This window comes from Microbacterium sp. 77mftsu3.1 (assembly GCF_900100525.1).
Taxonomy (GTDB): Bacteria; Actinomycetota; Actinomycetes; order Actinomycetales; family Microbacteriaceae; genus Microbacterium; species Microbacterium aquilitoris.
Map to the genome: position 1 here is coordinate 382,239 of NZ_FNCR01000002.1, position 12,727 is coordinate 394,965.

Genomic DNA, 12,727 nt, shown 5'->3' on the forward strand with positions numbered 1-12,727 from the left:
TGGCGCCGCGGGTTGACCGTGGCGGACCTATGTGGGCTGTCGCAGAGGCAGGCGGAGGGTGAACGTCGCCCCGCGGCCCGGGGCGCTGTCGACCCGGATGCTCCCGGAATGCGCGACCGCGATGGTCCGGAGGTTCGTCAGGCCCAGGCCGAATCCCTGCACCTGACGGGCTCGGGCCTCGGCCGTGCGGTAGAAGCGGTCGAACACGCGCCGCTGCTCGGCGTGGGTGAGACCCGCGCCCGGGTTCGTGACGGCGATCTCGACGACTGCGCCGTCGGTGCGGCAGGCGACCGTCACCACGCCGTCCGGCTGGCCGAACTTGACCGCGTTCGTCACCAGTTCGGTGACCGCGACGAGCAGCTGCCGAGCGTCCGCCTCGACGACGACGGTGCCCGGACCGACGATGTCGATGCGCATTCCGCGGGCGGATGCGGCGACCCGCGCCTCGCCGACGGCCTGCCGCACGACCTCCGCGACGTCGACGGGGGCGATCGTGAGCTCCTTGACCGTCTCGGTCGCGTGCAGCAGGTCGCCGACGCGGTGGAAGAGGTCGTCGGTCTTGCGGGAGACGATCTCGATGTAGCGCTGCAGCTTCTCATCAGACGGGTCGGCGGCGTCGGCGAGCAGGTCGAGGAAGCCGGTGATGCTCGTGATCGGCGTCCGCAGCTCGTGCGAGACGGTGCGCAGGAACTGTTCACGCACCTCGACCGCGTCCGCCAGCTCGGTGACGTCGTACGCGACGACGACGGTCCCCAGGAGGCGTCCGTCCTCCCTGTGCACCTGGCCCGAGGATGCAAGGATCGCAACCTGCGAGTCGGCCGGGCCCAGCCACTCGACGTGGTTGTCGATGACCTCTCCGCGCAGCGCCCGCGGGATGATCTGCTGGTCGTACGGGATCTGGCTCACCCGATCGGCGGCGAGCACGTCGTCGCCGGCGTAGGGCGGTTCGTCGAGACGGAACCCGACCATCTCGACCATGCGGTGGGCGAGCGAATTGGCGATGTCGAGGCGTCCCTCGTTGTCGTAGAAGGCCACTCCCGCGTTGACCGTGTTCAGGATGCCGAGCGCGATCGCCTCGGCATCCTTCGCCTCGCGGAGCGCCTCGTCCTGCGCCCGCGACGCCTCCGCGAGGCGGACGCTGTTGCGGTGGAGCTGGCGGGCGGCGAGGAACACGACGACGGCGATGCCGACGATGAGGATCGGGAAGGCGAAGACGTTCGCCCAGTCAGCGGCCGTCGTCGGCCAGACCCCCGTGTACACGTAACGGAAGGCGATGACGAAGACGGCGCCCATGACCGCCACCGCGATGCCGTACCACGGGAAGCCGTAGGCGAGCCAGAGGATCGGGAAGAGCGCGAGGATCGTCACCGCGGGGACGAAGGGCATCAGTTCGGCCCGGAACAGGGCGACGGTGAGGAGGTCGGCCACCGCGATCAGGATCATCCACGCGCGCGGCAACCTCTCCCACGGGACGACCGCCGCGGCGAGCGTCGCCACGGCCGCGACGGCGAGCCCCGTGAGCAGCGCGACCGTCCGCAGGCTGTCGGGGTGCGCGATCGCTCCCACCAGGGCGATGAAGACGACACCGATCGCGAAGGGCAGTTGCGCACGCAGGAAGACACGCATCCGACCGGATCGGCTGGCTTCCATCTCGAACAGCGGCACCGTCGCCTCGTCCTTCCTTCGACCGAACGTCAGGTACCCGAACGGTATCCCACTCCGGCCGATCCGCGATCACCGATCGGCGACCCATACTTCGACGCCCGATTCGCCCAGGGTGAAGTTGATCGCCGTCCCGGGCGCGTACGCCTGCCGGGCGGCGGGCGGGCTCAGCGAACTGACGACGGCCGTCACCGAGACGGGGAACGGGCCAGCCCCGCACGTCGAGAGGGTCTCGCCGATGGTCGGGTCGGCGGCCTCCTCGGGGCTCACGATGCTGAGGCACCGCACGGGATTCGGGTCGGCGGGGGTCCCGACGGTGTTGGTGAACACCGAGAAACCCCGGAAGTCCGCGTACCGGCGACTGTCGGAGTCGTTCTGCGGGCGCAACGGCACGAGCTCGGACAGTCGGGTCACCTCGGTCGCATTCGGATACCGCGGCACGTCGCGCGGGATCGACAGGGTGACGGCCGCGGTCGCCGTGACGAGTCCGACGGCCCCCACGGCCACGGCGGCGGGTCTCACCCAGCGCGGCCAGCGCCGTGGGGTCAGATACGGGCGCTCGGCATCGCCGCCGGTGAGCGCGCCGGGCGGGTCCGTCTCGGCCGGACCGGGGGCGTCCGGGGCGCTCTCGTCCTCGTCGTCTGCGCCGGGCGCGACGCTCGGCGCCCGCACCGCGCGCGTTTCGAGCTCGCGCAGGCGCTGCAGCGCTGCAGCATCCCCTGCGATGTCAGCGGTGCGCCCGTAGGCGCGTTCGCGCAGGCGGGCCAGCTCGGCGGCGTCGTCGTCGTCCATCGGGACTACTAAACCAACAACGCGACCCCACCGGGGCGGAATGATCGAGAAGCGGCGGGCGCCGCGACCGGTCAGTCGTCGACGAGCACCGATTCGGCGACGGGGCGACGTTCGCGGGGCGCTTCTTCACGGGCGCGCAGGTCGTCGCCGGCCGCGTCGATGTCGCCGAGCGGGCCGACGGCCATCACGGTGATCGCGCGCTGGTCGTCGGCCAGACCGAAGGCCTCGGCGACGCGGTCGGCGTGGAACCCGCCCATCTGATGCGTGCTCAGCCCGTTCGCGTGCGCCTGGATCGTGAAGTGCGCCGCAGCCTGGCCGACGTCGTACGCCGCCCAGCGCAACTCTTTGCCGTCCTGCTGGGTCGTCGCGACGAACACGACGAGAGCCGCCGCATCCGCCGCCCATGCCCGGTTGAACCCCATCAGGGTGTCCACCACGCTCGCGTGGGATGCCGTTCCCCGTCGCACGACGATGAAGCGCCACGGCTGCGTGTTCGACGCGGACGGCGACCACCGTGCGGCCTCGAGAGCGGACGCCAGCGCCTGCTCGTCGATCGGCGCGGACGCGTCGAAGATCCGCGTGCTCCAGCGCTCGGTCAGAACGTCGAGGATGGGGGCGTCGGTGGATGCGGTGCGATTCGGCATCCGTCTATTCCATCACCACCGACGATGCCTCGGCCTCGCCGAGCCCTGAGGACGTGGCCCAGTCGGACGGCCCGGAGGTGCCGGCGACGTACTCGTCGAGAGGGACGCGCCCGTCCCGCCAGGCGTCGATGACGGGCTGGACGATGTGCCAGCAGTCGACGGCGGCGTCGCCGCGCACTGACAGCATGGCATCGCCGTCGAGGATGCCCGACAGCACTTCGGCATACGCCTTCAGCGCCCCTGCGCCGAGTTCCGCCTCGAGCGTCACCTTCTCGAGTTCGAGCGGGTCGGCCTCGCCGTTGACGTTCAGGTCGAGCGCGATGGAGTCGGGCCCGAGCGAGAAGCGCAGCACGGTCGGGCCGGGGTCGCCGGTGAACCCGCGAGGGAGGTGCCGAACGGGGTGGAAGCGCACCTCGACCTTCGCCTCGGCGTTCCCGAGGGCCTTGCCCGAGCGGAGCGTGATCGGAACGCCCTGCCACCGGGCGTTGCGCACCTCGACCGTCATCTCGGCGAGCGTCTCGGTCTCGCGGCTCGGATCGACCCCCGGCTCGTCGACGTACGACGGGAAGTCCCGCCCCTCCACGGTGCCGGCCGTGTACCGCGCCCGGCGCGACGCCGCGACCGGGTCGTCGCCCCACACCGCCGTCGCGCGAAGAGCGGCGCCCGTCGCGTCGCGAAGGTCGCGCTGATCGAGGGATGCCGGGGGCTCCATCGTCGCGAACGCCATGACCTGCAGCAGGTGACTCTGGATCATGTCGGTGAGCGCGCCGGCCTTGTCGTAGTAGCCCGCCCGGCCTTCGAGTCCCAGCGGTTCGTCGAACTGCACGAGCATCGAGGCGATGTGGTCGGCCGACCAGGCCGGTTCGATGAGCCGGTTCGCGAAGCGCGCCCCGAGCAGGTTCAGGACGGTGGAGCGGCCGAGGAAGTGGTCGACGCGGAACACCTGCGACTCGGGAACCAGCTCGGCGAGCGTCGCGTTGAGGTGCTCCGCAGATGCGGCATCCGACCCGAACGGCTTCTCGAGTGCGAGGATCGTGCCCTCGGGGATCGTGACCGAGCGGAGCGCATCGCACGCCTTCGCGGCGACGGCGGGCGGCACGGCGAAGTAGAGCGCGGGCCGGCCCTCGGCGGCATCCAACAGCTTCTGCAGTTGATCAGCGTCGGTGATGTCGGCCCGCGTGTAAGTCGTGTCCGACAAGGGCTCGAAGGCGGACTCCGAGTCGGTCGTGGCGAACGCCTTTTGCACGGTCTCGCGCCACGCGTCATCGCTCCACTCCTCGACACCCGCCCCCGCCAGCCGCACGCGGCGTTCGGGCTCGCGTGCGAGCAGCTGCCCGAGCGCGGGGAGCAGCAGCCGCGAGGTGAGATCCCCCGAGGCGCCGAGGATGAGCAGGGTCGTGTCGGCCGTCATGGGCGTCACCCTAGCCCGCTCCCGATGACGACACCCGTCGCGCCTCGTCTCTTGCCCCGCCGCCCGCCGCGAACGACAATGACGTCGATGCCTGCCCCGATCGAGTCCTATGCCCTGCTCAGCAACTGCCGGACGGGAGCCCTCGTGTCGGATGCCGGGAGCCTCGACTGGCTGTGCCTTCCCCGCTACGACGACGCGTCGATCTTCGGAGCACTCCTCGGCGACGACGAACACGGTCGTTGGAGTCTCCGCCCCGCGGACTCCGCCGCCACGTCTACCCGCCGCTACGACGGCGACACCTTCGTGCTCGTCACGCGCTGGCAGACGCCGACGGGCAGCGCCGAGGTCATCGAGTTCATGCCGATGCACGACGACACGGATGCCGTTGTCCGACGCGTCGTCGGCATCGAAGGCACCGTCGCCTTCACGAGCGAGCTGCGCCTGCGTTTCGATTACGCTCGGGCGCTCCCCTGGGTGCGGCAGATCGGGCACGCGGACGCGCCGGTGTTGCTCGCGATCGCGGGTCCCGACGCCGTCGCCGTGCGCGGCCCCCGGCTGCACCCGGACGGCACGATGCACCGCGCCGTGTTCACGGTGGCGGCGGGCGACACCGTCGACTCGGTGCTCACCTGGGACCGGTCGTACCACCGGCATCCCGTCGGGATCGACGTCGACGCCGCGATCGCGCACACCCGCAGGTGGTGGAGCGACTTCGCGGCGGGCGTCGAGGACGGCGGACCCTGGGGAGCCCACGTGGTGCGCTCGATGCTCGTGCTCCGTGCCCTGACCCACACCGAAACCGGCGGGATCGTCGCCGCTGCGACGACCTCGCTCCCCGAGGACCCCGGTGGCTCGCGCAACTGGGACTACCGGTTCGTCTGGTTGCGGGATGCCGCCCTCACCCTCGAGGCCTACCTCGCCCACGGCTACACCCGGGCACCGGAGCGCTGGCGCGATTGGCTGCTGCGCGCGATCGCCGGCGACCCCGCCGACGTGCAGATCATGTACGGCCTCGGCGGTGAACGGGACCTCCCCGAACGCGAGCTGACGAGCCTGCCGGGCTACGAGGGATCCGCGCCCGTCCGCGTCGGCAACGGCGCCGTCGACCAGTACCAGGGCGACGTGATCGGCGAGGTCCTCGTCGCCCTCGAGGCCGCCCGCCTCGCCGGGGTGACCGAGACTCCGTCGTCGTGGTCGTTGCAGCGCGCGCTGCTGGCGCAGGTCGTCGCGTGGGTCGACCGCCCCGACCACGGCATCTGGGAGATGCGCGGCGACCTGCACCACTTCACGCATTCCCGCGCGATGGTGTGGGCCGCGCTCGACCGCGGCATCCGCGCGGTGCGCGAGCACGGTCTGCCCGGCGACGCCGACACGTGGGATCGGCTCCGCGATCAGGTGCGCGCCGAGATCGATGCGACCGGGGTGGATGCCGCGGGTGGCCACTTCACGCAACACGACGGCACCGACGAGGTCGACGCCTCGCTGCTTCTCCTGCCCGTCGTCGGGTTCTGCGCCGCCGACGACCCGCGGATGCTCGCCACCGTCGCCCGCATCGAGCGCGACCTCCTGCGCGACGGTTTCGTCATGAGGTATCGCACCGCGGCGGGGACCGACGGGTTGCCCGGCGACGAGCACCCCTTCCTCGCGTGCTCCTTCTGGCTCGTCGAGCAGTACGCGGCGACCGGACGCATCGAGGATGCGACGCGCCTCATGGACCGGCTCTGCGCCGTCGCGAACGATGTGGGTCTGCTCTCGGAGGAGTACGACCCCGGGGTGGGACGCCACATCGGCAACACCCCGCAGGCCCTCAGCCACCTCGCGCTCGTCGGGGCCGCGGACGCGCTCGCCGGGCACACCGGCCGCGCCGCGCATCGGACCTGACCGGGGTCGACACCGTGGCATCCGATCGTCCGTCAAGGCCGTGCGCGGCGCCGCGGCGCTGACTATCGTCGAGGGCACCGCGTCGGAACCCGGAGGAGGACGCGATGACGGACACATCCGAGCCCCTGCCCGGCGACGTGCTGGCAGAGCGCTACCGCCTTGTCGCGCAGATCGGACAGGGCGGCATGGCGCGCGTCTTCCGCGCCGACGACACGGCACTGGGGCGCCGCGTCGCCGTCAAGGTGCTCCGCCCCGGTGTCGAGGGGGCGGTCAGCGCGCCGGATCGGGCGCGGAGCGAGGTCACCCTGCTCGCCTCGCTCAACCACCCCTCGCTCGTGACACTGTTCGATGCGCACCTCACCGGTTCGCCCGACTACCTCGTGATGGAGTTCGTCGACGGCCCCACGTTGAGTGCGCGCATCGCGGAAGGCCCTCTGCCCACCGCCGACGTCGCCGCCCTCGCCGCAGAGCTCGGCGAAGCCCTGCACGTGGTCCACTCCTCGGGTGTCGTGCATCGGGACGTGAAGCCGTCGAACGTGCTCCTCGCCTCACCGCACCTTCCCGGTGGGCGGCCCCGCGCCAAGCTCGCCGACTTCGGCATCGCGCTCCTCCTCGACAGTGCGCGGGTGACGACGCCGGGCACGATCATCGGCACCGCCGCCTATCTCGCCCCCGAGCAGGTCGAGGGCCGCGACCCTTCGCCCGCGTCCGACGTGTACGCCCTCGGTCTCGTCCTGCTCGAGGCGCTCACGGGTGAGCGTGCCTATCCGAACACCGACGGGGTGGGCGCCGCCCTCGCGCGCCTGACGACGCCGCCGACCGTTCCCGACACTCTCAGCGAGGGGTGGCGTTCGCTCCTCTCACGCATGACGGCGACCTCGCCCGAGGAGCGGCCCACGGCCCTCGAGGTCGTCCACGCCGCGGAGCGGCTGCGGACCGAGCCGATCGACGGCGCGCCGCCGCTGCCTCCGGTGCGTGCGGCGGTGGCCGCCGGCATCCCCGTCGCCGGCGCTGCCGATTCCCGTCGGGCCGGTGAGGAGACCACGGGGGATGCCCCGACCCGCCGCTACCCCCGCCCTTCAGCGACGGCGGCGACCGTCGCGCTCGCCGGCGCCTCGGCGGCATCCGGAGCCTCGGCAGCATCCGGGGTCTCGACCGATCGGCCCGAGAAGCGACGGTCGCGTCGCCCGCTCGTGATCGGACTCGCCGCAGCCGCGGTCGCACTGATCACGGCGGGGAGCATCTGGGCGGGATCGCTCGCCGGTTCGCCGCAGCCCGCCTCGACCGACCCCGCGCAGACCGAGCCGCAGGAGTCGGCCCCCGCAGAGGTCGTCTCGACGGATCCCACGCCGACCCCGACTCCGACCGTCACGACGACGAACGTCGATCCCGCTCCCGACGACGACGCGGCCGACGAGGCGGCGAAGGACGCCGAGAAGGCGGCCAAGGACGAGCAGAAGCGGGCGGAGCGCGAAGCGAACAAGGATCGCAAGGGGCCGAAGGACAAGCCGTGAACGACGAAACCGCCCCGCCGCGGCTGCGGACGGGACGGTTCCGATCGAGCGGGACTCAGCGCGAGAGCGCGTCGCGGAGCTTGACGCGGGCACCCATCCGCAGGAGCGAGTTCTCGTAGATCTTCGCGCCGACGAGGATCGCTCCCACGCAGGCGGCGAGCATGACGGCCAGCGCGAGCAGCGGCTCCCACCACTGCGCCTCGCCGACGAAGATCCGCACCGGCATCCCGACCGGAGCCGAGAACGGGACGTACGACATGATCGTCAGCACGACAGGGTTGTCGTTGAAGAAGATCACGAGGAAGTACGGCGCCATCACGATGTAGGTGAGCGGTGTGATCGTCGGGCCGATGTCCTCCTGGCGCGACACCAGCGCACCCGCCGCGGCGAACAGCGCCGCGAGCAGCACGAACCCGAAGAGGAAGAAGACCGCGAACCAGGCGATCGGCCCGCCGAGACCGGCGATCAGGAAGTCCTGGCCCGTCACGGTCAGCCCGATGATCGCGACCGCGGCGATGCCGACGATCTGCCCCATCGCGAGGATCGTGTTGCCGAGCACCTTGCCCGCCAAGAGTGCGCGGGTCGGGATCGCCGAGATGAGCAGCTCGACCACACGCGTCTGCTTCTCCTCGACGACGCTCGTCGCGATCGTCGTACCGAAGGTCAGCGCCGCGGCGAAGAACACGCCGCCGAAGGCGATCGCGATGATGTAGCGGAGGAATCCGTCGCTGCTCTCCGGCTCGAGGATCTCGACCTTCGGGGCGATGCTCAACTGCTGCAGCAGGCTGTTCGACACCGACTCGTCGAAGACCACGGTGTAGCCGAGCGGCTCGTCGCCGCCCGGGATGACGGCTGCATCGACCGTGCCGTCGCGGACGAGATCGCGGGCCTCCTCGGCGGAGGCCGCATCGGTCACGTCGAACGCCTTCGGGTCGGTGATGGCCGACGCCGTCTCGGAGGTGACCGCGATCGGCGTGCGGCTGTCGCTCTGAGCCGAGAAGCCCGCCCAGAGGACACCGGCCAGCACGATCAGGAACATGACGGCGGTCGAGATGATGAACGACTTCGAGCGCAGCTTCGAGCCGAGCTCGCGCTCGGTGACGAGCCAGACGCTCTGGCCGAACGAGGGGGAGGCGGACGTGTTCACTGGATGACCTCCGTGAAGATCTGGGCGAGGGTGGGGCGGCGCGGCGCGAACCTGGTCACGTCGCCCGCGGCGACCGCGCGCTGCAGGACGCGCTGGACGGTCTCGTCGGAGTCGGCCTCGAAGAGGGCGTAGCCGCCGTCGAAGTCGATGACCTCGACGCCCGGCTCGTCGCGGAGCCATCCGGCATCCGTCCCCGAGACGAGTTCGACGCGGCGGGTCGTGTGCTCGGCACGGAGCCCCTCACGGGTGCCGGCCGCGCGGATCGTGCCGCCCGCGATGATGACGAGGTCGTCGCACAGGCGCTCGACGACGTCGAGCTGGTGCGACGAGAACAGCACCGAGGCGCCCTGCGCCGCGCGGGTCTGCAAGACGTTCGCGACGACGTCGACGGCGATCGGGTCGAGCCCCGAGAACGGCTCGTCGAGGATGAGGACCTCGGGGTCGTGCACGAGGGCGGCCGCGATCTGCGCGCGCTGCTGGTTGCCGAGCGAGAGGGTCTCGACGTTGTCGCCGAGGCGCTCGCCGAGCCCCAGCTCCTCGAGCAGGGCGGTCGCGCGGGTGGCGGCATCCGTCTTCGAGAAGCCGTGCAGACGGGCGAGGTAGACGATGTGCTCGAGCACCTTCATCTTCGGGTACAGCCCGCGCTCCTCGGGCATGTAGCCGAACAGGCGCCGGTCGGCGGCGGTGACGGGGGCGCCGTTGAGGGTGACCTCGCCGGCGTCGCGACCGAGCACGCCGAGCATGATGCGCATCGTCGTGGTCTTGCCGGCGCCGTTGCCGCCGACGAACCCGGTCAGCCGGCCGGGCGCGACGTCGAAGGCGACGTCGTCGAGGACGCGCCTCGACCCGTAGCTCTTGGTGATCCCGCGTAGCTGCAGCATCCGTTCCTCCTGTGGTCGGTGCGCCACCGGCGGCGGCACGTGTCCCACGTTAGGAAGATCGGATGTCGCGGACCTCCCCCCGGCGGGTGAAACCCATCCCCTCCCCACGGGGGAGGGACGTTGTCGGTGCATTCATAGGAATAGGGATGCCGGGAGTCTCGTTGGGTTCTGCGATGCCCACCGGCATCCCCATCCACTCTCTTTGGAGGACCCATGACGAATCGCACCATCGGCTACATCGTCGGCAGCATCTCGTCGACGTCGATCAACCGGACCCTCGCCAAGGCCCTCGAGCGCCTCGCCCCCGAGGGCACCACGCTGGTCGAGATCCCGATCAAGGACCTGCCCTTCTACTCGGTCGACCACGACGGGAACTTCCCGCAGGTGGCCGTCGACTTCAAGCAGGCGATCGCGGACGTCGATGGCGTCATCATCGTGACCCCCGAGTACAGCCGCTCGATCCCCGGCGTCCTCAAGAACGCGCTCGACTGGGCCGCCCGTCCGTACGGCCAGAATGCGTTCCACAACAAGCCCACGGCCGTCATCGGCACGTCGGGCAGCGGCGTCGCGACCGCTGTCGCGCAGCAGCACCTCAAGGCGATCCTCAGCCACTTCAACGCGCCGACGCTCGGCCAGCCCGAGGGCTTCATCCAGACAACGCCCGGCCTGTTCGCCGAGGACGGCGAGGTCACGAACGACGCGACCGCCGGCTTCCTGACCGGCTACCTCGAGGCGTTCAACGACCTCGTCGACCGCTACGCGAAGGTCCCCGCGAGCGCCTGACGCTCGCTGCCGGAAGAAACGGCCCCACCCCGATTCGGGTGGGGCCGTTTCTCGTCAAGCGAGGCCGTAGCGGTGCGCCCAGACGACGGCGGCGACGCGGTCGCGGGCGCCGAGCTTCTGCAGGACGTTCGACACGTGCGTCTTCACCGTCGCCTCGCCGATGTAGAGCTCGCGGGCGATCTCGCCGTTGCTCATCGCCTGCGCGAGCAGCCGCAGCACCTCGACCTCGCGGTCGGTGAGCTCCACCGGAAGGCGGGGCGCGGCATCCGTCTCACGGGGGAGGGATGCCGCCGGTTCTGTCGCGGTCGACGCGAACCGCGCGATCACCCGGCGGGTCACCGACGGCGACAGCAGCGCCTCGCCCGAGTGCGCGAGGCGGACGGCGCTCGTCAACTCCTCGGGGCCGGCGTTCTTGAGGAGGAACCCGCTCGCCCCGGCCGACAGCGCCTGGAACAGGTAGTCGTCGCGGTCGAAGGTCGTGACGATGACGACGGATGCCGCGATCCCGGCATCCGCCACGATCTGCCGCGTCGCCTCGAGGCCGTCCAGGTCGGGCATCTGCACGTCCATGCAGATGACGTCGGGCTGGAGCGTGCGGGCGGCTTCGACCGCTGCGCGACCGTCACCGGCCTCACCGACCACCTCGATGTCGCCCGCCGCCTCGAGGATCATGCGGAACCCCGCGCGCATGACGGCGTGGTCGTCGACCAGCAGCACCCGGATCATGCCGGCACCGCCTGCGACAGCGGCACGCGCACGCGCACGAGGAACCCGCCGCGCGGGCGCGCCCGCGCCTCGAGCGCCCCTCCGGAGGACGTCGCACGTTCGCGCATCCCGACGAGGCCGAGGCCCGCCCGTCCGGAGATCGGCGCGCGGCCCTCGTTCGAGACCTCGAGTTCCACGGCGTCGTCGGCGTAGCGCAGCCGCACGTCGGCGGTCGCACCCGGACCGCCGTGGCGGCGCGCGTTCGTGAGCGCCTCCTGCGCGATGCGGTACAGGTTCACCTGCACGAGCTCGGGTGTCGGCACGGGGGCGCCCACGACCGAGAGCGTCGTCGGCAGGCCGTTCTCGTTGGCATGGGCGACGAGGTCCGGCAGGGCGTCGAGGCGGACCGTCGACCCCCCGGGCGCCTCGGTCTCGGGTGTCCGGAGCGTCTCGAGCAGCTGGCGCAGTTCGGTCAGCGCCTGGCGCGCCGAGGACTCGACGCCGGTCAGCGCGGTGCGCGCGGCATCCGGATCCCGGTCGAGCACCGTGCGCGCGGCTCCCGCCTGCACGCCCATCGCCGAGACGTGGTGCGCCACCACGTCGTGCAGTTCGCGGGCGATGCGCACCCGGTCGAGGGCCACCGCCTGGGCGGCCGTCCGCTCGCGTTCCCGCTCGAGCTCGGCGGTGCGCTCTTCGAGGGCGGCGCGCTCCGTCGCGCCCGTGTAGGCGCGCTCGCCGAACAGGTACGCCCCGCCGAAGAAGGCCACGTTGACGAGGAACTGGATCATCGCGAAGGCCGCGAACGGGGAGAACGGCCCCTCCTGCGACAGGCCGCCCTCGGAGGAGGCCGCGCTCTGGAAGATCGTGATCATCAGCCACACGAACATCGCGACGATGAGCAGGATGCGCACGAGCGCCGCGCGGCGACGATCCGCCACCCAGGAGCCGACCGTGTACATCCCGACGAACAGGGCGACGTTGCCGACGTAGAGCTCGGGGATGCGCGCCGAGACGCCCACGAAGAACACGACCGAGACGACGATCAGGGAAGTCATCGGATAAAGCCGCCGGAACGCGAGAGGCGCGGTCATGGCGAAGGAGTAGAGGAGCCCCCAGACGAGGTCGGGTTGCGCATCGTTGTAGATGCCCGAGACCGAGCCCAGGGCCGTGCTGATCATCGCGGCGACGAACAGTCCGGCGGCGAGCCAGGCGTCCTGACGGCGTTCGGCCGCGGTCGCTGCGCGGCGGAGCATCGATTCGGGCATGCTCTCCACGCTAGAGGGGGTCGCGGGTCCCGGCATCCGTCG

11 protein-coding genes are annotated in these 12,727 nt (G+C 71.3%); 3 read left to right on the top strand and 8 right to left on the bottom strand.

Annotated elements, in window-relative coordinates; genetic code table 11:
* Positions 1–27 precede the first annotated feature (27 nt).
* The 4 genes from BLR68_RS06855 to BLR68_RS06870 all read right to left on the bottom strand — a co-directional run bounded on the left by BLR68_RS06855 (position 28) and on the right by BLR68_RS06870 (position 4,509).
* Positions 28–1,665 (bottom strand): sensor histidine kinase, encoded by a 1,638-nt coding sequence (locus BLR68_RS06855; protein ID WP_018187578.1) that lies wholly within the window; start codon positions 1,663–1,665, stop codon positions 28–30.
* Between the two features lie 69 nt (positions 1,666–1,734).
* The gene (locus BLR68_RS06860; RefSeq protein WP_018187577.1) at positions 1,735–2,454 is read right to left on the bottom strand and encodes a hypothetical protein; all 720 of its coding nucleotides are present in this window, start codon (positions 2,452–2,454) and stop codon (positions 1,735–1,737) included.
* Between the two features lie 71 nt (positions 2,455–2,525).
* Positions 2,526–3,098 carry a nitroreductase family protein gene (locus tag BLR68_RS06865; protein ID WP_018187576.1) on the bottom strand — a complete coding sequence of 191 codons (573 nt, stop codon included), beginning with the start codon at positions 3,096–3,098 and terminating at the stop codon, positions 2,526–2,528.
* Between the two features lie 4 nt (positions 3,099–3,102).
* Positions 3,103–4,509, bottom strand: a complete 1,407-nt coding sequence (locus BLR68_RS06870) for a glucose-6-phosphate dehydrogenase (RefSeq protein ID WP_051082822.1) — start codon at positions 4,507–4,509, stop codon at positions 3,103–3,105.
* Positions 4,510–4,587: 78 nt separating this feature from the next.
* Here BLR68_RS06870 and BLR68_RS06875 point away from each other — a divergent pair, with 78 nt between their 5' ends.
* Positions 4,588–6,390 carry a glycoside hydrolase family 15 protein gene (locus BLR68_RS06875; protein WP_018187574.1) on the top strand — a complete coding sequence of 601 codons (1,803 nt, stop codon included), beginning with the start codon at positions 4,588–4,590 and terminating at the stop codon, positions 6,388–6,390.
* Positions 6,391–6,494: 104 nt separating this feature from the next.
* Complete coding sequence (locus BLR68_RS06880) at positions 6,495–7,904, top strand: serine/threonine-protein kinase (RefSeq protein ID WP_018187573.1); 1,410 nt, start codon at positions 6,495–6,497, stop codon at positions 7,902–7,904.
* A 55-nt stretch (positions 7,905–7,959) separates the two neighbouring features.
* Here BLR68_RS06880 and BLR68_RS06885 read toward each other — a convergent pair whose 3' ends face one another.
* Together BLR68_RS06885 and BLR68_RS06890 are read right to left on the bottom strand one after the other, a co-directional pair.
* Complete coding sequence (locus tag BLR68_RS06885) at positions 7,960–9,051, bottom strand: ABC transporter permease (protein WP_018187572.1); 1,092 nt, start codon at positions 9,049–9,051, stop codon at positions 7,960–7,962.
* Positions 9,048–9,932 (bottom strand): ABC transporter ATP-binding protein, encoded by an 885-nt coding sequence (locus BLR68_RS06890; protein WP_018187571.1) that lies wholly within the window; start codon positions 9,930–9,932, stop codon positions 9,048–9,050. The genes BLR68_RS06885 and BLR68_RS06890 overlap by 4 nt, the downstream gene beginning before the upstream one ends.
* Positions 9,933–10,145: 213 nt before the next feature.
* Between BLR68_RS06890 and BLR68_RS06895 the strand changes: the two genes are divergently transcribed.
* Positions 10,146–10,715 carry an NADPH-dependent FMN reductase gene (locus BLR68_RS06895; RefSeq protein WP_018187570.1) on the top strand — a complete coding sequence of 190 codons (570 nt, stop codon included), beginning with the start codon at positions 10,146–10,148 and terminating at the stop codon, positions 10,713–10,715.
* Between the two features lie 54 nt (positions 10,716–10,769).
* On the opposite strand, the gene BLR68_RS06900 is transcribed toward BLR68_RS06895, so the two are convergent.
* Both BLR68_RS06900 and BLR68_RS06905 read right to left on the bottom strand, forming a co-directional pair.
* Positions 10,770–11,441 (bottom strand): response regulator, encoded by a 672-nt coding sequence (locus BLR68_RS06900; protein WP_018187569.1) that lies wholly within the window; start codon positions 11,439–11,441, stop codon positions 10,770–10,772.
* On the bottom strand, positions 11,438–12,685 hold the full coding sequence (locus BLR68_RS06905; protein WP_018187568.1) for a sensor histidine kinase: 1,248 nt from the start codon (positions 12,683–12,685) through the stop codon (positions 11,438–11,440). Before BLR68_RS06905 ends, BLR68_RS06900 begins: the two co-directional genes overlap by 4 nt.
* Between the last annotated feature and the right edge of the window lie 42 nt (positions 12,686–12,727).